This is a genomic window from Bacillus sp. MYb78 (assembly GCF_002975115.1).
Lineage (GTDB): Bacteria > Bacillota > Bacilli > Bacillales > Bacillaceae_G > Bacillus_A > Bacillus_A cereus.
This window is the reverse complement of record NZ_PCOB01000026.1, coordinates 32,277-51,475: the sequence shown is the minus strand read 5'-3', so window position 1 is coordinate 51,475 and position 19,199 is coordinate 32,277. Positions and strand designations below refer to the sequence as shown.

Genomic DNA, 19,199 nt, shown 5'->3' with positions numbered 1-19,199 from the left:
GTGGATCAACAGTTTATAAAAGGTATACCTTTTTCAACTTTAGAATATGCAAAAGCTATAAGTTTATTAAAAGGTTGGATACATGAACAACAAGAGAAACCAAGGTTTGTAGTAACTGCAAATCCTGAAATTGTTATGTCTGCAAAGGAAAATACGGAAAAATCAAAGCAGTTTAAAAAGATGTTACTATCTGCGGATTTAATAACAGCGGACGGGATTGGTGTCATAATTGGCTCGAAAATATTAAAAGGAACTTTGAAAGAACGTGTTACTGGGGCGGATTTAACTCACGATTTAATAAAATATTGTAACGACAATGAATATCGTGTCTTTCTTTTTGGAGCCGCTCCAGAAAGTAATAAAAAGGCATTAGAAAAATTAAATGAGCAGTTCCCAGGAGCACAGTTTAAAGGACAGCATGGATTTGTAAATGGTGAAGAAATAGAAAAAATAAAAATAAAAATTAAGCAATTCAAGCCGCATTTACTACTCGTAGGACTAGGTTCACCAAAACAAGAAGAGTTCATCTATGAAAACATACAAACATTAAACGTTCCGCTATCTATTGGTATCGGAGGCATGATTGATATAATATCTGGTACTGTAAAAAGAGCACCGAAAATGATGAGGGATACTGGAACTGAATGGCTGTATAGGTTACTCTCACAGCCGAAAAGATTGAAGAGGCAACTTGTACTTCCGAAATTTTTATTGTCGGTTATGTTAGAGAGAGTGAAAGGAATGCCAAGCTAAGAAAGGATAAGTAAGATGATAGAGCCGTTATCTAATGAAAAAGCTACAATGATTTTTCAAGAGCTGAAAGTAGAATGTGAAACTTTATTTGAATTTAAAATTCGAAATGCAATACCTATTCACCGTGGTTGGCTAAATTTGAAGTGGAAACTCGAAACGGATGCAGGGGATTTTGTATTAAAGCAATATAATCAAGAACGGTACAAAATGTATAACTCAGACCTTTTAATACAAGCATTACAACAACAGCAAAGATTACATAATAATGGTGTAAGTTGTCCAAGGGTATTAAATTATAAAAATAATGTAATGCATATATCAAAAAGTGATGAAAGATTTATAGTATTAGAACATAAGGAAGGTAGCTTAGTTTCACCAGGAAAAGTGAATCAAAAGGAAATTCACTCTCTTGGTCAGACGATAGGTTATATGCATAACTTGTTAAATGATGGCTCTTTAATAAAAGGAGAAAATCCTAAATTTGTTCCACCTACTAAAGAGGCGAGATTGAAACATTGGGAAGAAAAAATGAGAGAAGTAGAGAAGCTAGGAAAAGAGCACATTCTCCCTTATATAAAATTACAGCAAGAAGCAACACAATTGGTAAATACAGAACAATTTCATAATAGCCAACGGGGATGGGTGCACCGTGATTTATGGGTAGATAATTTCTTGTTTCATAATGATAAAGTATCAGCGATTCTTGATTTTGATCGCATGGATTACGATTATGTAGAGTTAGATATTGGCCGTGTAGTTATATCGTGCGCATTAAGTGACGGAGTATTAAATAAGAGTCTTGTTGCATCATTTTTAGAAGGGTACCGCAATGAAGTAGACTTTCCAGTAGGGAATATTGTTCAGGCAATTCAAATGCTTTGGTACATGGAGAGTACTTGGTGGATCCATGCCAATATGGATCAGCATAGTGTACCACCTTCACGCTTTGCAGATGAAATGAATTGGATAGCTGAAAATTATGGTGTATTACATAATATATTGGCCGACTTATAAATAAAGAGGAGACTACATACATGAACAGAATCGGCATTATTGGAGCAATGCAAATTGAAATAGATTTACTTTTAGAAAAACTAGTTATACAAGAGGAACAGACAATAGCGGGAATGCCTTTTTATATTGGAGAATTCATGGGAATAGAAGTAATTATTACACGTTCTGGTGTAGGGAAAGTAAATGCAGCTGCATGCGCGCAAACATTAATTCATAAATTTGATGTAGACTCTATCATTAATACGGGCGTTGCTGGCGGATTACATTCAGATGTAAAAGTCGGCGATATAGTTATTTCAACGAATGTTACTCATCATGATGTAAGTAAAACTCAAATGAAAAACTTATTTCCGTTCCAAGAGGAATTTATTGCAAGTAAGGAATTGATAGAGTTAGCACGTAAAGCATGTAACAGTAATAGTTCAAATATTCAAGTTCACGAAGGAAGAATTGTAAGTGGTGAATGTTTTGTTGAAGATTCAAAGTTAAAGGCGAAATTAATAGAAGAATACGCACCTCATTGTACAGAAATGGAAGGGGCAGCAATTGGACATGTTGCCTATATAAATGATATACCGTTTCTCATTATAAGATGTATTTCTGACAGCGCAGATGATGAAGCTCAAATTTCTTATGATGACTTCGCGAAAACTGCTGCGAATTATTGCTCAGAAATTATTATTGAGATGCTTAAAAATATAACGAGTAAAACTGTACTATAGTTCAAAAGGAGAGAATGGGATGTTACAAGCATTAATTTTTGATATGGACGGAACATTATTTCAAACAGATAAAATTTTAGAATTATCATTAGATGATACTTTTGATCACTTAAGATCATTACAATTATGGGATACAGTAACACCAATTGATAAATATAGAGAAATTATGGGTGTGCCGTTACCGAAAGTTTGGGAAGCTTTATTACCAGACCATTCTATTGAAATAAGAGAACAAACAGATGCATATTTTTTAGATAGACTTATTGAAAACATAAAAAGCGGAAAAGGCGCTTTATATCCAAATGTAAAAGAAATATTTACATATATAAAAGAAAATAATTGTTCCATTTACATTGCTAGTAATGGTTTGAAAGAATATTTACGAGCAATCGTAACTTATTATGCTTTAGACAAGTGGGTGACTGAAACGTTTAGTATTGAACAAATACAATCGCTAAATAAAGGTGACTTAGTTAAAAGTATTATGAACAAATATGATATAAAAGAGGCAGCCGTAGTTGGTGACCGGCTATCTGATATAAATGCAGCGAAAGACAACGGTTTACTGGCAATTGGGTGCAGTTTTGATTTTGCGCAAGAAGATGAACTTGCTCAGGCTGATATAGTAATAGATGATTTAATGGGGTTGAAGGGAATATTATCTGAAGTGAAGAATACGCACGCTATGAATTAAATAAAGTAACAACCATAAAAATGCTCAGAATAAATGATTCTCGAGCATTTTTATATATTTTCGTACTTAGGGGGAATGGACTTGAAAGATATACATATTCAACAAATAGAAAATTTAATGGAATATGAATTCAGTCATCTCGTTCAAGAGAGTGAAGAAGAAGGTTTTAATTTCCTTATAAGGATAATAAATGAATATAAAAACAAAATAAATGTATTCAATAAAACTGGAGAATGTTTATATGGTGTTTTCCGAGGTGATATGTTAATTGGAGTTGGAGGTTTAAATGAGGATCCGTACACAAAAGACAATAAGATTGGGCGGTTAAGGAGATTTTATATTTCAAAGGATTTTCGGCGTATAGAGTTAGGGAACTTATTATTAAACCAACTATTATGTCATGCGGAAAAGTATTTTGAAGTGATTGTATTACATGCTGACACGAAGCAAGGAGATGCGTTTTATACTGCAAATGGATTTGTAAAAGAGGGATTATATAAGGGATCTAGTCACTACAAAGTATTATCGAGGTGGCTACCAAAAGAATAGACGGACAGGTATTTTAGTTGGTAAATCGATATATCTTAAAAATCGCTGATATATGAAGTTGCGATCCTTATATTAAAAAACAACTTTTATAATTTCATTTACTAAATTGTTATTATAAAAAAGAGCACCTTAGCTTTTAAAATTTAGCTTATAAGGTGACTCCTTTTCAGTCAATTACGTTTTAACGTTCATTTGTTTCAATAATAATCCTGGTTTACCTTTTACATAATAAAAATGCGGATTATTTTCATCATCATAAAGCATAATATAAGGCTTTTCATTTAGTGGGAGCAGTATAAGTACTTCGTCTATTGTAGTGTGTAACCATTGATTAGTAATAGAAACCGGCTTAGATAATGGGATTTTTATCATATAGCCATCTTTTGGAACGACATTTAAGTTTTTAAATGGACCAGTAATTGCTTTAGCGTATTGAACTGCTTCTTTTTGGACTATTGGATCTAAAGATTGTTTTTGAATGACCATTTCTTTTTGACAATCAAACACTTCAATTTGTTGATTTGTATTTGCTAATGCATTTGTTGATAATAGAAATAAAAGAAGAGAAATGACCCCGATTTTTTTTATCATAATACAACACCTCACCTCACCATTACTATCCCCTCAAAAGCTTTAAATATTTTTCTGTCACATTCATGTAACAAAGATGTTGTATGATACAATTGGTTTTTGTTTAAAAGCAATGGAGGAAAAAATATGAAAGTTTTAATTGCAGATGACGAACAAGATATGTTAAGAATTTTAAAAGCTTATTTTGAAAAAGAAGGCTTCGAAGTTTTATTAGCAAAAGACGGAGAGGAAGCACTTCAAATATTTTATGATGAAAAAATTGATTTAGCTATTTTGGATTGGATGATGCCAAAACATAGTGGTATTACTGTCTGTCAGGAAATAAAAAAGAATTCAAGCGTAAAAGTATTAATGCTTACGGCGAAAAGTGAAAGCGAAGATGAATTAGCTGCGCTTCAAAGCGGGGCAGATGAGTACGTGAAAAAACCATTTCATCCAGGAGTACTAATTACGCGAGCGAAAAAACTTATTCAGCATGATGATATTATTCAAGTACAAGATGTAAAGATAAATTTCGCCAAAAATAAAGTATATAAAAATGATATAGAGTTAGAAATTACAAAAACAGAGCTCGAATTAATAAAATGCTTTTTAAATCATAAAGGAACGATTTTAACTCGTAAAAAATTGCTAGATATTGTATGGGGATTTGACTATTTTGGAGAAGAGAGAACGGTTGATACACATGTAAGAAGGCTGCGTAAAAAAATTGGAGAAAATATTATTAAGACGCATCGCGGGTTGGGCTATAGTTTGGAGGAACAAAGTGAATAAACTTGGGAAAAAGTTATTTTTAAGTATTTCTGCAACTGTTATTCTCATCTTTATGATTTCATTATTATTCATTAACAATCTCTTACCGAACTATAATATTTATAAAACACGTGAAAACTTAAATAAATTTACAACACAAATACAAAATACAACAGTGGAAAATATAGAGGATGTTATTCATACAATTGAAAGTGAAAACAACGTTACAATTGCGTATACGCCAATTAATCAGTCAGAAGATGCTATGAACGAAGCGTTACGCATGCAACTTACGAAAAAGAAAGTAACTTTAAATAAGCTTTGGATTACGAAAGACGAAGTTATGAAAGTGAAGACGGAAGGGCAATCGAATAAATTGTACGATCAAGGAAAGGTAAAAGCGAGTTTTTTTGCTAAATATATTGCGAAAGATGATACGATAATTTTAATTGGGACTTCCATTGCGAATTCAAATGAAATTATAAATACGTTAAATACATTTTACTTATACATCGTATGTTTCTCGCTCCTTCTTATTATTTTACTTGTGTGGATACTTTCAAAAATAATAACGACGCCACTGAAGGAGCTAAGTGATGTGGCTCAGGATATTTCACATTTGCAGTTTAAAAGAACGAAAGTGAAAACGAATGATGAAATAGGAGAGTTGGCCAATAGTATTAATATCATGAGTGAAAAACTACATGAAGCACATCAAGACTTAACTGATCGTAATGAACATTTAAAACGATTTATGGGTGATGTAACGCATGAATTAAAGACACCGATTGCATTAGTAAAAGCATACTCTATGGGGATTAAAGATGGATTAGATGATGGGACTTACGTAGATACAATTATTAAACAAACAGATCAAATATCAAACTTAATTGAAGAACTATTACGATTTTCTAAACTAGAAAGAGATATTTTACAAAAAGAAGAATTCCCCATTGAACCACTGGTCCAGAGTATATTAGATAAGCATCAGATTGACCTGGATTCGAAAGCAATTGACTTACAAGTAAACTGTAATACGGGTGATACAATCGTTTATGCAGATTTAAATAAAATGAGAATGGTATTTCAAAATTTAATTTCTAATGCAATAAAATATACAGCAAATCAAAGCATAATAATTACTTTAGAAGATAGAAATAAAAGTATATATTTTCAAATAAAAAATGGCATTCATACGGATAAAATTAAAGATATCGAGAAAATTTGGGAGCCTTTTTACGTACTAGAATCTTCTCGTAGTAAAGAAAAATCAGGTACAGGATTAGGACTAGCGATAGTGAAAAGTATTTTAGAAAGACATGGTTTTGAATATGGAGTTTCCTCTATAAATGGGGAAATTCAATTTTATATAAATGTGAAAAAGGACTAATGAAAATTTAGTCCTTTTTGCAGCTTTAGAGGTTAGCGATACAGGATGAATCACCATAATTTTCAAAATTGATGTATTAAATGGAGAATTAGCAAATGTTCTACTTTCATTAAATTCACGTGAAGTTCACAGGGAAACGTTATATTTACATAGTTACATTTGAATTTAATGAAGTGAGGTATTCGGATTTGAAAAGAAAGAAATTAGTAATTGGTAGCATTTTAATGGGGATGACGTTATCTTTATCTGCATGTGGTTCATCAGATAATATTGTAACTACAAAATCAGGAAGCATTTCAGAAAGTGATTTTAACAAAAAATTAAAAGAAAACTATGGTAAACAGAATTTATCTGAAATGGTAGTAGAGAAAGTATTAAATGATAAATATAAAGTTACGGATGAAGAGGTAACGAAACAACTGAAAGAATTAAAAGACAAGATGGGCGATAATTTTAATACATATATGGAATCTAATGGTGTGAAAAATGAAGATCAGTTGAAAGAGAAATTAAAGCTTACTTTCGCTTTTGAAAAAGCTATTAAAGCAACCGTAACGGAAAAAGATATTAAAGATCACTATAAGCCAAAGCTTCAAGTTAGCCATATTTTAGTGAAAGATGAAAAGACAGCAAAAGAAATTAAAGAAAAATTAAATAGTGGCGAAGATTTCGCGGCATTGGCTAAACAATACTCAGAGGATCCAGGTTCTAAAGAAAAAGGTGGAGAACTATCTGAATTTGGACCAGGTATGATGGTGAAAGAATTTGAGGATGCTGCATATAAGCTAGAAGTTGGTCAATTGAGTGAACCTGTTAAATCTTCTTTCGGATATCATATTATTAAGCTAACGGATAAAAAAGAGCTTAAACCATATGAGGAAGAGAAAGAGAATATTCGTAAAGAATTAGAACAGCAACGTATACAAGATCCTCAATTCCATCAACAAGTTACTAGAGATCTGCTTAAAAATGCAGATATAAAAGTATCTGATAAAGACTTGAAAGATACCTTTAAAGAGTTAGAAAAATAATAAATGGAATGTAAGACAATCGATAGAAATATCGGTTGTCTTTTTCTCTATTTTTCCGGCTATTTGCCGGGCAGTAAGACCCCAAAACTCAAGATTCAGCGGAAGCAAAGAAGTTAGGTGGGGGCCCCGCTGCCCGTAAACGCCCGATTGGTGAGGGCTCACTTTATATAGAAGCTGGGAGTGGGAAAATACTTTCACACCTGTATTGAATTTTACTTAATAAGAAATCTTTGAGTTTCTCAACTATTATATAAAAATAAAACTGAATTTTCAGTTATTTTGTTATATAGTAAAAGAGAACGAATAAGGGGAGGGAACATTTTGAGTAAAAAGAAAATGGCAATTACACTGTCAGCAATGCTATCTGCAACAATTATACCTAGCTTTACTATGGATGTGCATGCAGAGAAGAAAGAAGAGACTAAAAATACGAAAATTGAATTAGAAAATGGGATGACAAAGCCGATTTATTCTCTCGATGAAGCCATTATCGAAAATTTATATGTAGAGACAGAAGTTGATAGTGATCGCGACGGTAAGAAAGACAGAGTATCGATAAAAGTTATGCGTCCAAAGACAGATTCGAATGTGAAGGTTCCTGTTATTTATGAAATGAGTCCATATCGATCAGGATTAAAAGATGTTCCTGTATATAATGTAGATGAAGAATTGTATGCGTATGAAGGAAAACCGTATGGAGCGGTTAATCTTGGTTCGTATGGGAACTATTACGTGCCAAGAGGTTATGCAGTTATTCTAGGCGAAAGTATCGGTACTGGAAAATCAGATGGATGCCCTACAACTGGAGATGAACAAGAAATACTCGGTACAAAGTCTGTTATTGATTGGGTAAACGGTCGCGCGAAAGCATTTACAGAACAGGGTGAGGAAGTTCAGGCAAATTGGTCTACAGGAAATGTAGGTATGACTGGAGTTTCTTATAATGGTACACTACCAAATGCTGTTGCGACTACTGGAGTTGAAGGTTTAAAAACAATTATTCCAATCGCAGCAATTAGTAGTTGGTATGATTATTATCGTGCAAATGGTGCAGTAATTGCGCCAGGCGGATATCAAGGAGAAGATACAGATAATATGGCAGAAGCAGTACTGACAAGGGAAAATCCTGAAGTTTGCGGACAAGTTATAAAAGAGTTAACGGCTGGACAAGACCGAAAAACAGGTAATTATAATGATTTTTGGGATAAACGCAATTATGTAAAAGATGCTAAAAATGTAAAAGCAAGCGTATTTGTTGTTCATGGTTTAAATGATTGGAATGTTAAGACGAAGCAGTTCGCGCAATGGTGGGATGCACTCGGAGAAAATCATGTACCTCGTAAAATGTGGCTACACCAAGGTGGTCATGGTGGGACATCAAGTAATAACTGGCAGCAAACACAAAATAAATGGTTAGATTATTGGTTGTACGGAATTGAAAATGGAATTATGGATGAACCAATGGTTGATGTGCAAAGAGAAAATAAATCGTGGCAAAAGATAAAAAATTGGCCAGATCCAGCGGCTGTACCTTCAAAAATCCGTATGTATTTAAGTAATAAATCAGTCAATTTTCCACTAAGTATGGGATCGGCTAATAAAGTTTTCTCATTCTTAGATGATGCACAAATGAAATCAAATCAATTAGTAGCAAACCCAGAATTAGAAGTAGCCAATCGATTAGTATATACAATGCCTGTACTGCAAAAAGATACACGCATAAGTGGTACACCAAAGATTTCAATTACAGGAAATATTGATCGATCTGTATCAAATTTAACAGCATTACTTGTTGACTATGGAGGAACGAAGCCGGAAATCGTAACGAGGGGCTGGATGGATCCACAAAACTTGAATAATATAGAAGATTCAACAGCGATTCAACCGGGCAAAGATTATACATTTATATGGGACATGCAGCCAGATGATTATGTCTTTAAAGCGGGACATCAAATAGGGGTCGTTTTAATTGCTAGCGACTATGATTATACAATTAGACCGAAAGCGGACACGAAACTTACAGTGAAATTAAGTGAAGTGACATTGCCGATTGTGAAATAAATATTTTTTCCAAAGAGCTTACTAAAGTAAGCTTTTTGTTTTGTAGTCTGAATTTTTAATTTTATATTTCAAATTGGAAGGTTATGTAATACAATATCATTATATTCTATGGAAAGTGAGTGATATATTATGACAGTCAGCTCTTTCGAAAGCGCATTAAATTTAGAGGTACAGGAAGATTAGTTGAATTGGAATCTTCCGTACGTAAAAACGGAGGAGAAAATAAATGTTTAGTTTTTATAGTACACTTTGTACGGAACTGTATGATTACACAAAACCAGTCGGTTATTCTTTAAATGGTGATATTGAGTATTACAAAGAACGTTTAAAAGATTGTAGAGGTAGAATTCTCGAAGCTGCAGTAGGTTCAGGGCGTGTCATCATTCCGCTTCTAGAGGCTGGTTTTAAAGTGGATGGGATAGATTATTCACCTGAAATGCTTGATTCTTGCCGTAAGCGGTGTAAAGAGAGAGGCTTACATCCTAATTTGTATGAAGGAAGCTTGCAACAATTTTCAATTCCGCATAAATATGAGGCAATTATCATTCCTACTGGATCTTTTTGTTTAATTGAAAATCGTGTGGATTCTATAAACGCATTGAAATGTTTTTATGAACATCTTAATCCAGGCGGACGATTAATCGTAGATATTATGCTTCCGCATGACTGGAAGACTGGGGAAATTCATACATCGACTTTTTCTTTGCCGAGTGGAGACGGAATCACATTAGAAAATAAATCAATTGAAATAGATTGGCTGAACCAAGTTACTGTATCATATTTGAAATATGAAAAGTGGAGTAAAGGACAGCTAGTACAAACAGAGTTACAACGTTTTGCGCTGCGCTGGTATGGAATAGTAGAGTTTAAACTCCTTTTAGAAAGTATAGGTTTCTCTAACATTACTTGCTCTGCTGAATATGTTTATGAAAAAGAACCGTCAAATGCAAAGCAAATGATTACTTTTGAAGCTCTGCGAAACGAAAAATAGAGAACTATCTATGGAAACAAGGCAGTCAATACAAAATCGACTGTCTGGTTTCCATTGTCCAAGCATTCTCCTACTAACTACATATACTATTTATGTTAAAATCGGTCACTATTTTAAACAGGACTGCTATTTTAATATATATAACTATTCAGGGAAGAGGGGAGAATAAATTTGGAAAACGAAGAACAAGGTAGAATTGAAAATCAAGTGTATTCAAATCGTGTAGTAAGATCAGAATTTGATGCGAATTGGGAAACTTGTATATCAAAGAGTGGTTATGTAATTTATATAGCAACAAGTAATAATGCTGAAGTAATAGTACTTCTTGCAGATGGTTCAAGTAAATTATTAATTTTCGAAAAAGGCGGTAAAGTAGTTGTAGGTGGCGGTGGAACAAGTCATTACAGTAAGCCGCATATTGCAAGAAATATTTAAGGTAAAACATGTTAATTGAGAAGAAGCTGGAAGACGGTTAGTCATTCATATTTAGAGAATGACTAACCGTTTTTAAATGTAGTTTTTGAAGAATTATATGTTATAGTATAATAGTGTTTTAAAACAATGTTATTTTAATATATTTCAAATTTTGTTATGTATTATTTTTATATTAAATTAGCACCTAAAGTATTTTTTATATAAGGAGTAGTAATTAGAGAAATGAAAAATATAGACTTTATACTAGAAAGTGATGAGGCATTAAAACCGTCTGAACGATTAGTACTATTATTATTAGAGAAGCATAGAATGTTATATACGAACGATCTATTGGCATTATCGAATTTATCATATAAAACATTAACAGATTCATTAACGGCGCTTGTTTTAAAATCGTATGTGTTAAAGGAAACAGGTAAGGGAAGAAGACAGAATTGCTATAGATTAGTATGATAAGGCAGCTGTTTTAGAGATTTTTACATATGTTTTTTAATCGTAAGGCGAAAATGTGTTTTTGGTTTTCAAACGAAAAACTTACTATAAGAGGGGCTAAGATAGTAGTATTTCATTTTTGTAAGTGTAATTATTTCGTCATTGAAAATACTAAAATAAAATAAACCGCATAAAACAGAAATAAAAAAACAATCCATTTTTAAAATGGATTGTTTTTTTATTGGAATAATATTATTTGATATGTTGAAAGTATGAATAGCAGAATAAACATTACCTGTTTTAGTTCATGCAACTGAACAAATATGATGAAAACTATGTGTATAGTTTTTTTTAATTGCTTTTTTCAGTAACTCTAATGAAATCATAGTCTTTATTGTTTAAAGGTATTATTTTTAACATTATTGCTATTCAACATTTAGTACAAAAGTGATTTATAATATTATTATGTAAACTTAAGTTTTTAAAAGGAAAATGTAATAATTAATAGAACATGTAGAAGGGGATGCTTAAATATTTTGAAGGATAGGAGATTATTATGGAGCATTTACAATCAATAGCACAAGCTGTTTTAAGTGGTCATAAGGAAAAAGTAGTGGAGTTTATAAAGGCGAGTCCAAGTATTGTTAACGAATGTAGTGAAGATGGATGGACACCACTTCATTTAGCAGCTTATTTTGGACAGAAAGAAATAGCGAGTTTTCTTTTAGAAAGCGGTGCAGATATACATAGTAGAGCGAAAAACGAAAATGAAAATACGCCTTTGCAAGCAGCAATTGCGAACAAGCAAAGTGAACTTGTTGCTTTCTTAATTGAAAAAGGATCAGATGTAAATATTATGCAAAGTGGTGGCTGGACAGGACTTCACGAAGCGGCATTATTAGGAAATGAAGAAATAATTATGTTACTCCTTAAAAATGGAGCTAATAAGATGATAAAGAAATATGATGGGAAAACAGCGTATGATATTGCATTAGAAAAAGGATATGATCATCTATTACATCATTTGAAACAGGAAGTGAACTTATGATGAATAAATGGAGTGTTGGTATATTTTTATTTAATGAAGTAGAAGTGTTAGACTTTGCAGGGCCATTTGAAGTTTTTTCTGTAACTGAGGTGAATGAAGAAAAACCATTTACTGTTTATACCGTTAGCGAGAATGGGGAAATGATTACAGCAAGGAACGGATTGAAGGTACAGCCAGATTATAGTATTGAAAATTTACCACCAGTGGATATTTTAATAATTCCGGGTGGGCTAGGTGCTAGAGAATATGAAATAAAAAATGAAATAGTAATAAAATGGATTGGCCAGCAAATGAAAGAAGTAAAGCTGATGACGTCAGTTTGTACAGGAGCGCTATTACTGGCGAAAGCAGGTTTATTGGCAGGTTTAAAAGCAACAACACATTGGGCTAGTATTGAAAAGTTTAAAAATGAGTTTCAAAATGTTGAAGTTATAGAAAATGTAAAGTTTGTAGATGAAGGACATATTATAACATCTGCCGGAATTTCAGCTGGAATTAATATGGCATTTCATATTGTGAAAAACTTGTTAGGTGTGCATGTTGCGGAGGACACAGCGAAGCGAATGGAGTATGATATTAGTTTGCCAAATTAAAAAGCCCGGATTGGGCTTTTTATATTGAATGAATATAGTTAAGCTCTTCATCACTCAAAATAGGGCGAACAGATGCATATGCATTTTCTTGTGCTTGCGTTCCTGACTTCGCACCAGGAATTACAACACTTACTGCCGGATGAGAGAGTACATAGCGAAGTGCAAGTTGCCCGAGGGTCTGATTTTTATTTGAGAGCAACCTAAGTTTTTCTACGGTTTGTAAGTCTTCTTGAAACCAAGTTTCATTTGGCCATTCTTTGCGTAAATCTCCATCTGGAAAAATTGTTTTATTTGTGAATTTTCCAGTTAAAATGCCCATTTTTAATGGACCACGAATAATAGCTCCTAGATTTTTCTCTTGTAAGAATGGTAATATATCTTTTTCTGGTTTTCGATTTAATATATTGTAATCAAGTTGTACGATATCAATTTCGTTGTTTTTATTGAAATGATGAATGTATTGTAAATCATGAGTCGAAACACCGACTGCTCTTACTTTGCCATCACGTTTTAATATGTCAAATGCACGTAGAAATGCTTCTGTTTCTCTACGATTATGCCACCAAATATGACAAAAATAAAGATCAATATAATCTGTTTGAAGACGTTGTAAACTTGTTTCGAATACGGCGATGATTTTTTCGGGAGTATCATATACAGGAACTCCATTAGGATCGTAGTGGTGTCCGATTAAACCACCTTTCGTTGATAGGATAATATTATTACGATGTCCTTTAATCGCGGTAGCTACCAACTTTTCACTATGTCCTAAACCATACACATCCGCAGTATCAATAAAATTCACACCACACTCAATTGCTTTTTTTATAGCAGTTATAGATTGTTTATCGTTAACAGGTCCCCATTCATCACCACCGATTGCCCATGCCCCAAAACCTATTTCAGAAACAGTTATTCCAGTTTTACCTAATGTGCGGTAATGCATATTTCCCCTCCTTGTAAGCATGTTATAACATGGATATGTGGGGAAGGAATTTTGTGTGTAAAAAAACTCTTCTACAATAGTAGAAAAAGAATTACAGAAACTACTATTTTATAGCAGCATACATAAAAAATTTCGATGTAAATATGGAAATGTCGTCGAATGCTATCTTTAATTGGTTAATTTATGGGATATTTTTGTGAAGGAGTTTATTTTATAAGAATAGAATTTAGTTTAGTAAGAAAACGTGCCGATGGTAGTGAAAAATATGGGTTAGGGGGATTTGAATGAGGAAACTCAAACGAGTAAATGTTCCTAATATACCAGAGCAATCATCACAACCTAGTGACAAGCGTAAGATAAATAAAAAGAAGTTAAGGCGTCTTATTTTAATGGTCCTTTTTATTGCGGCAACTACTCTGTACGTTCAATATATTTTAACGAAACAACAAGAAGTAATTGATAAAAAGAAAGATATGATTACGGATCAAAAGAAACAATTAGTATCTTTAAAGAAAGATAAAGGTTCTTTAAAGACTAACATAGAAAATTTAACAGACGATGAAGAAGAAATTTTGAAGTTTGCGAGAAAAGAGTATCAATTTTCTAAGTCAAATGAAACTATATTTGTGATGCCAAAGTAATAAAAAAACAGTTAGCCATTGAACTGCACCTCCAATTGTTAGACACCGTCTAACAATTGGAGGTGCAGCTTTTTATGTATGAATGTCATGGTACAAGGAACAATCACATATTGTAAAAATGAAGAGTTTAAGCTATTTGCATAAATATGGAATATGCACTAAAATAAATGTTGTTAAAATTCTGTCAATTATATTATAATACAAGGTATGCGGATACATTTTTTAATCAACGTTGAGTTCCTCGCTCATACGACTATTAAGAAACCCGTTATCCTCGTATAAGAAAGGAAGATAGCTGTGTACGCTTCAAATACAATTTATATCGTAGGGGATGCGAAAGCACCTCAAAATAATCCCATTACTGAAAAGTTTAAAAGCTATTTCGTAGCATTTGTACTTGTTAAGGATACAGGGGAAATTGTAGATGCAGATTGCTCAGCGACAATTGCATTAACATCTCAATTTGTTAAATATTTATTTTTACATAAAAATATAAATGACCCAGCGTTAGTAATGGAAGTGAAGAACCGTTATTTCGGTTCTTCTCAAAAAGCGTTACTTGTAGCGCTAAAAGATGCACAGAAAAAATATAATCAGATTGCTGCTTTGTCTACTCAATCATAGACAAAATCCAGCCGTAAGAATCATTCTTATGGCTGGATTTTTTTATTCCACATTAAAGTCCTACATCAAAAGCAAAGTAGAGAGATAGGAGAGTAAATGCTCAATAGGTTTACCTAATAATCTGTGGGTATAAATTTCCGGTGGATTAAGATTTCACTTCATTGGAGAACGAAAGGATGAACAAAATGAAAATTACAGACGTAAAAGTAAATCGTAGACGTATAAAACTTCATACACCGTTTAAAACCGCGCTTCGTACTGTAACAGAAATTGAAAGTATAGATGTTTATATTCATACAGACGAAGGAGTGATTGGTAAGGGGGCTGCAGCCGCAACGCCAGTTATTACGGGTGATTTCACCAGTGGAATGGAAGAAGCGATTTTAGGACCGATGCGTTCATGTTTAATTGGTCAAGATATCATTCAGTTTCAGCAGTTACTACAGCGCATTCAAATGAGTTGTATTGGAAATTCAAGTGCGAAAGCAGCGGTAGATATCGCTTTATATGATGTATATTGCCAATATCAAAATGTGCCGTTATATGCATTGTTAGGCGGGAAGAAAGAAATTTATACCGATATTACAGTGAGTGTGGATGAGCCTGTATTAATGGCAAAAGAAGCGAAGAAACATATAGAAAAAGGATTTCAAACATTAAAGATTAAAGTGGGTAAAGAGGCGCATTTAGATTTGGAACGTATTGAGGCAATTCGAAATGTGGTACCAAGAAATACGACATTACGTTTAGATGCGAATCAAGGTTGGAGTCCAAAAGAAGCGATCTCTATCATTCAAGAGATGGAAAATCGTAATTTAAATATAGAATTTATTGAACAACCAGTACACGCGAAAGATTGGGATGGGTTAAAGTACGTCAAAGATCGTGTGCAAACGCCAATTATGGCCGATGAAAGTATATTTTCAGCAAGTGATGCATTAAAGCTCGTTCAAGGAAGATACGCAGACTTAATTAATATTAAATTAATGAAATGTGGTGGCATACGTGAAGCACGGTGTATTGCAGATATCGCAGAAACGGCTGGTGTGAAGTGTATGGTGGGAAGCATGATGGAATCTTCACTTTCCGTTAGCGCTGTTGCACATTTAGCGGCAGCACATCCTAATATACATTATTTTGATCTTGATGCACCGCTTTGGTTAATGGAAGAGCCAGAAGGAATGACTTATTCTGGATCAAAGGTAAACCTTCAATCAACAGTGAATAGTAAGTCTTAGGAGAAGAGACTAGTAAACTATTTTTTTAAGGGGGATATATATGAAAAAAGTAGGAACTGCATTTTTAACAACTTTATTTATATTTTCATCGTTTACATCGGCAAATGCTGAAGAAAAGAAGGATAATAAAGCATTTATAGATGTATCTGCTGCAACGTTATGGACAGCACCTGATTCATTAAGGTCAATCGATACACCGAGTGCAACAAATCCAGTGGATCTTTGGAAATGGACGAAATCAATGACACTTGACGAGAAACTATGGTTAACAAATGCAAATAAATTAGAAACACAAGCGTTACTCGGTCAAGAAGTAACTGTTATTGATAAGAAAGGCGAGTGGGTGAAGGTATTAGTGCATGGACAGCCAACACCACGAAATGAAGAAGGTTATCCGGGCTGGATGCCTGAAAAGCAATTAACATATAATCAAGAATTTGCAGATAAAACAAATGAACCTTTTGTGTTAATAACAAAGCCAACAGCGATTTTATATATAAATCCTTCTGAAAAACATAAATCACTTGAAGTCAGTTATAATACAAGACTGCCGCTATTAAGTGAAGACACAATTTCATACCGTGTATTGTTGCCAAATGGTCAGAAAGCATGGCTACGAAAAAATGATGGAACAGTTTACCGTTCTCAAACTGATATTCCAAAACCGACAGCTGATGATTTAATTAACACAGGGAAAATGTTTTTAGGTTTACCGTATATATGGGCTGGTACAAGTGGTTTTGGATTTGATTGCTCTGGCTTCACGCATACGATCTATAAATCGCACGGCATTACAATTCCGCGAGATTCTGGACCGCAATCAAGAGCAGGAATTGCAGTTGATAAAGAAAACTTACAAAAGGGAGATTTAATCTTCTTTGCACATGATCAAGGGAAAGGTAGTGTCCATCACGTTGCAATGTATATTGGTGATGGCAATATGATTCACTCACCAAGAGCTGAAAGGTCGGTAGAGATTATACCGCTAAATACACCAGGATATATAGAAGAATACGCTAGTGCACGTCGTTACTTACCTTAAAAATAGAGGGGGTTTTCAAATGAAAAAAATTGTTCGTTACTCATTAGTTAGTACTCTATTAGCTTCTTCATTTTTAGTTGGCTGCGCAAAAGAAAAAACTGCAACAAAGCCGAAAGATGAGAAGAAAGTATTGCAGTTACTAGAAACGGGTGAAATTCCGTCGTTAAATTCAGGAAAAGTAACAGATGCAGTCTCGTTTAACGTTTTAAATAACGTAATGGAAGGACTATTCCGTTTATCGAAAAATGATGAAGTAATTGAGGCAGGCGTACAAAAATATGAAGTGAGTAAAGATGGAAAGACATATACATTCCAATTGCGTGATGCGAAATGGTCTAACGGAGATCCAGTAACCGCTCATGATTACGTATACGCTTGGAAGCAATTGATTAATCCAGATACCGCTTCTCAATATGCATACATTGCGTACGATGTGAAAAACGCTGAGAAGATAAATAAAAAACAACTAGGTCTAGATGAATTAGGAGTAAAAGCGAAGGATGATAAAACATTCGTCGTAGAGCTAGAACATCCTGTACCGTATTTTACGAAATTATTAATTTTACCATCCTTCTATCCAATTAACGAAAAATATGCGAAAGAGCAAGGTGATAAATACGGATTAGAAGCAAATAAAGCGGTATATAATGGACCATTTACATTATCAGAGTGGAAGCATGAAGCTAGCTTTACAATGAAGAAAAACGATAAGTATTGGGATAAAAAAGAAGTGAAGTTAGATGAAGTAAACTATCAAATTGTAAAAGAAATTTCAACTGCGGTAAATTTATATGAAACAGATAAAGTTGATAGAGCTGTTATTTCTACAGAATTCGTAGATAAATATAAAAATAATAAAGAGTTAAAACAATATACAGATCCAGTTATGTACTTCTTCCGATTTAATGAAAATGTACCGATTCTTAAAAATAAAAATGCACGTCTTGCGCTAAGTACAGTTTTTGATAAGAAGGGACTCGCAGATTCATTTTTAAATGATGGATCGGTTGCAGCAAACTATTACGTACCAAAAGGATTTTTAAAGGGCCCAGATAAGAAAGATTTTAGAAGTACGGCTGGTGAGTTTAATAAGACAAATGTAAAACAGGCGAAGGAATATTGGGAGAAAGCAAAACAAGAGACAGGTACAAATGAAGTGACGTTAGAACTATTAAATTATGACTTGGAAAACTTTAAAAAAGTTGGAGAGTACATTAAAGAGCAGCTTGAGAAAAACTTACCAGGATTAAAAGTGAATGTGAAATTACAACCACATACGCAAAAATTAGCACTTGAGAAGAAGAAAGAATATGAAATGTCGTTATCACGCTGGTTACCAGATTATCCAGATCCAATGACTTACTTAGAAGTATTCCTTTCTGGAAGTAGCGTCAATAATACAGAATATGCAAACCCAGAATATGATGCGTTAATTAAGAAGATTAAAACAGAATTAGGTAATGATGAAAAGGCTCGCTGGAAAGCAATGCAAGATGCTGAAAAAATGCTACTTGATGATGCAGTAATTGCACCGGTATTCCAGCGCGGATTATCTTACTTACAAAAACCATATGTGAAAGATTTATATGTACATCAATTTGGTCCAGCTACAAGTTTAAAATGGGCAGATGTACAAAAATAAAAGAATGGA

General features: G+C 33.4%; 21 protein-coding genes. 19 read left to right on the top strand and 2 right to left on the bottom strand.

Going from position 1 to position 19,199, the window contains the following annotated elements; genetic code table 11:
- From CQ064_RS29100 to CQ064_RS29080, 5 genes are read left to right on the top strand one after another with little or no spacing between them, the layout of a single operon-like run.
- Nucleotides 1-753 carry a WecB/TagA/CpsF family glycosyltransferase gene (locus CQ064_RS29100; protein WP_000372649.1) on the top strand — a complete coding sequence of 251 codons (753 nt, stop codon included), beginning with the start codon at nucleotides 1-3 and terminating at the stop codon, nucleotides 751-753.
- A gap of 15 nt (nucleotides 754-768) precedes the next feature.
- Nucleotides 769-1,767, top strand: coding sequence for a phosphotransferase (locus tag CQ064_RS29095; RefSeq protein ID WP_000572385.1), 999 nt, complete (start codon nucleotides 769-771; stop codon nucleotides 1,765-1,767).
- Between the two features lie 20 nt (nucleotides 1,768-1,787).
- The gene (locus CQ064_RS29090) at nucleotides 1,788-2,489 is read left to right on the top strand and encodes a 5'-methylthioadenosine/adenosylhomocysteine nucleosidase (protein ID WP_001079714.1); all 702 of its coding nucleotides are present in this window, start codon (nucleotides 1,788-1,790) and stop codon (nucleotides 2,487-2,489) included.
- A 19-nt stretch (nucleotides 2,490-2,508) separates the two neighbouring features.
- The gene (locus CQ064_RS29085) at nucleotides 2,509-3,183 is read left to right on the top strand and encodes an HAD hydrolase-like protein (protein ID WP_000938416.1); all 675 of its coding nucleotides are present in this window, start codon (nucleotides 2,509-2,511) and stop codon (nucleotides 3,181-3,183) included.
- Between the two features lie 33 nt (nucleotides 3,184-3,216).
- Nucleotides 3,217-3,732 (top strand): GNAT family N-acetyltransferase, encoded by a 516-nt coding sequence (locus CQ064_RS29080; RefSeq protein ID WP_003274503.1) that lies wholly within the window; start codon nucleotides 3,217-3,219, stop codon nucleotides 3,730-3,732.
- Between the two features lie 174 nt (nucleotides 3,733-3,906).
- Here CQ064_RS29080 and CQ064_RS29075 read toward each other — a convergent pair whose 3' ends face one another.
- Nucleotides 3,907-4,323, bottom strand: coding sequence for a hypothetical protein (locus tag CQ064_RS29075; protein WP_000591776.1), 417 nt, complete (start codon nucleotides 4,321-4,323; stop codon nucleotides 3,907-3,909).
- A 126-nt stretch (nucleotides 4,324-4,449) separates the two neighbouring features.
- On the opposite strand from CQ064_RS29075, the gene CQ064_RS29070 reads away from it, so the two are divergent.
- The 9 genes from CQ064_RS29070 to CQ064_RS29030 all read left to right on the top strand — a co-directional run bounded on the left by CQ064_RS29070 (nucleotide 4,450) and on the right by CQ064_RS29030 (nucleotide 13,057).
- Nucleotides 4,450-5,097, top strand: coding sequence for a response regulator transcription factor (locus CQ064_RS29070; RefSeq protein WP_000865979.1), 648 nt, complete (start codon nucleotides 4,450-4,452; stop codon nucleotides 5,095-5,097).
- A complete protein-coding gene (locus tag CQ064_RS29065; RefSeq protein WP_001037238.1) occupies nucleotides 5,090-6,466 on the top strand; it encodes a sensor histidine kinase in 1,377 nt (458 codons plus the stop codon). The genes CQ064_RS29070 and CQ064_RS29065 overlap by 8 nt, the downstream gene beginning before the upstream one ends.
- A gap of 188 nt (nucleotides 6,467-6,654) precedes the next feature.
- On the top strand, nucleotides 6,655-7,497 hold the full coding sequence (locus CQ064_RS29060) for a peptidylprolyl isomerase PrsA (RefSeq protein ID WP_001987511.1): 843 nt from the start codon (nucleotides 6,655-6,657) through the stop codon (nucleotides 7,495-7,497).
- 321 nt (nucleotides 7,498-7,818) lie between these two features.
- Nucleotides 7,819-9,558 carry a Xaa-Pro dipeptidyl-peptidase gene (locus CQ064_RS29055; protein ID WP_000038296.1) on the top strand — a complete coding sequence of 580 codons (1,740 nt, stop codon included), beginning with the start codon at nucleotides 7,819-7,821 and terminating at the stop codon, nucleotides 9,556-9,558.
- 226 nt (nucleotides 9,559-9,784) lie between these two features.
- Entirely contained in the window at nucleotides 9,785-10,549 is a 765-nt protein-coding gene (locus CQ064_RS29050; protein ID WP_000490904.1) for a class I SAM-dependent methyltransferase, read from the top strand.
- Nucleotides 10,550-10,720: 171 nt separating this feature from the next.
- Nucleotides 10,721-10,984, top strand: a complete 264-nt coding sequence (locus tag CQ064_RS29045) for a hypothetical protein (RefSeq protein ID WP_000426646.1) — start codon at nucleotides 10,721-10,723, stop codon at nucleotides 10,982-10,984.
- 222 nt (nucleotides 10,985-11,206) lie between these two features.
- Nucleotides 11,207-11,437: a hypothetical protein gene (locus CQ064_RS29040; protein WP_000789031.1), complete on the top strand. Its 231-nt coding sequence runs from the start codon at nucleotides 11,207-11,209 to the stop codon at nucleotides 11,435-11,437.
- Between the two features lie 535 nt (nucleotides 11,438-11,972).
- The gene (locus CQ064_RS29035) at nucleotides 11,973-12,464 is read left to right on the top strand and encodes an ankyrin repeat domain-containing protein (protein ID WP_000400688.1); all 492 of its coding nucleotides are present in this window, start codon (nucleotides 11,973-11,975) and stop codon (nucleotides 12,462-12,464) included.
- On the top strand, nucleotides 12,461-13,057 hold the full coding sequence (locus CQ064_RS29030) for a DJ-1/PfpI family protein (RefSeq protein WP_000981420.1): 597 nt from the start codon (nucleotides 12,461-12,463) through the stop codon (nucleotides 13,055-13,057). Before CQ064_RS29035 ends, CQ064_RS29030 begins: the two co-directional genes overlap by 4 nt.
- A gap of 19 nt (nucleotides 13,058-13,076) precedes the next feature.
- Here CQ064_RS29030 and CQ064_RS29025 read toward each other — a convergent pair whose 3' ends face one another.
- Nucleotides 13,077-14,003 carry an aldo/keto reductase gene (locus CQ064_RS29025; RefSeq protein WP_000559362.1) on the bottom strand — a complete coding sequence of 309 codons (927 nt, stop codon included), beginning with the start codon at nucleotides 14,001-14,003 and terminating at the stop codon, nucleotides 13,077-13,079.
- Nucleotides 14,004-14,287: 284 nt separating this feature from the next.
- On the opposite strand from CQ064_RS29025, the gene CQ064_RS29020 reads away from it, so the two are divergent.
- From CQ064_RS29020 to CQ064_RS29000, 5 genes are all read left to right on the top strand, one after another.
- Entirely contained in the window at nucleotides 14,288-14,644 is a 357-nt protein-coding gene (locus CQ064_RS29020; protein ID WP_001228736.1) for an FtsB family cell division protein, read from the top strand.
- Nucleotides 14,645-14,941: 297 nt separating this feature from the next.
- Nucleotides 14,942-15,268, top strand: a complete 327-nt coding sequence (locus CQ064_RS29015; RefSeq protein WP_000271314.1) for a DUF3870 domain-containing protein — start codon at nucleotides 14,942-14,944, stop codon at nucleotides 15,266-15,268.
- Between the two features lie 176 nt (nucleotides 15,269-15,444).
- Nucleotides 15,445-16,506, top strand: a complete 1,062-nt coding sequence (locus CQ064_RS29010; protein ID WP_001038450.1) for a dipeptide epimerase — start codon at nucleotides 15,445-15,447, stop codon at nucleotides 16,504-16,506.
- Between the two features lie 40 nt (nucleotides 16,507-16,546).
- Nucleotides 16,547-17,548: a C40 family peptidase gene (locus tag CQ064_RS29005; RefSeq protein ID WP_000755423.1), complete on the top strand. Its 1,002-nt coding sequence runs from the start codon at nucleotides 16,547-16,549 to the stop codon at nucleotides 17,546-17,548.
- A gap of 19 nt (nucleotides 17,549-17,567) precedes the next feature.
- Nucleotides 17,568-19,190 (top strand): peptide ABC transporter substrate-binding protein, encoded by a 1,623-nt coding sequence (locus CQ064_RS29000; protein ID WP_000725188.1) that lies wholly within the window; start codon nucleotides 17,568-17,570, stop codon nucleotides 19,188-19,190.
- Nucleotides 19,191-19,199 lie beyond the last annotated feature (9 nt).

Coding starts and splice junctions, on each gene's coding strand:
- CQ064_RS29095 (WP_000572385.1), top strand. CDS start 769: ATGATAGAGCCGTTATCTAATGAAAAAGCTACAATGATTTTTCAAGAG.
- CQ064_RS29090 (WP_001079714.1), top strand. CDS start 1,788: ATGAACAGAATCGGCATTATTGGAGCAATGCAAATTGAAATAGATTTA.
- CQ064_RS29085 (WP_000938416.1), top strand. CDS start 2,509: ATGTTACAAGCATTAATTTTTGATATGGACGGAACATTATTTCAAACA.
- CQ064_RS29080 (WP_003274503.1), top strand. CDS start 3,217: ATGATTCTCGAGCATTTTTATATATTTTCGTACTTAGGGGGAATGGAC.
- CQ064_RS29075 (WP_000591776.1), bottom strand. CDS start 4,323: ATGATAAAAAAAATCGGGGTCATTTCTCTTCTTTTATTTCTATTATCA.
- CQ064_RS29070 (WP_000865979.1), top strand. CDS start 4,450: ATGAAAGTTTTAATTGCAGATGACGAACAAGATATGTTAAGAATTTTA.
- CQ064_RS29050 (WP_000490904.1), top strand. CDS start 9,785: ATGTTTAGTTTTTATAGTACACTTTGTACGGAACTGTATGATTACACA.
- CQ064_RS29040 (WP_000789031.1), top strand. CDS start 11,207: ATGAAAAATATAGACTTTATACTAGAAAGTGATGAGGCATTAAAACCG.
- CQ064_RS29035 (WP_000400688.1), top strand. CDS start 11,973: ATGGAGCATTTACAATCAATAGCACAAGCTGTTTTAAGTGGTCATAAG.
- CQ064_RS29030 (WP_000981420.1), top strand. CDS start 12,461: ATGATGAATAAATGGAGTGTTGGTATATTTTTATTTAATGAAGTAGAA.
- CQ064_RS29025 (WP_000559362.1), bottom strand. CDS start 14,003: ATGCATTACCGCACATTAGGTAAAACTGGAATAACTGTTTCTGAAATA.
- CQ064_RS29020 (WP_001228736.1), top strand. CDS start 14,288: ATGAGGAAACTCAAACGAGTAAATGTTCCTAATATACCAGAGCAATCA.
- CQ064_RS29010 (WP_001038450.1), top strand. CDS start 15,445: ATGAACAAAATGAAAATTACAGACGTAAAAGTAAATCGTAGACGTATA.
- CQ064_RS29005 (WP_000755423.1), top strand. CDS start 16,547: ATGAAAAAAGTAGGAACTGCATTTTTAACAACTTTATTTATATTTTCA.
- CQ064_RS29000 (WP_000725188.1), top strand. CDS start 17,568: ATGAAAAAAATTGTTCGTTACTCATTAGTTAGTACTCTATTAGCTTCT.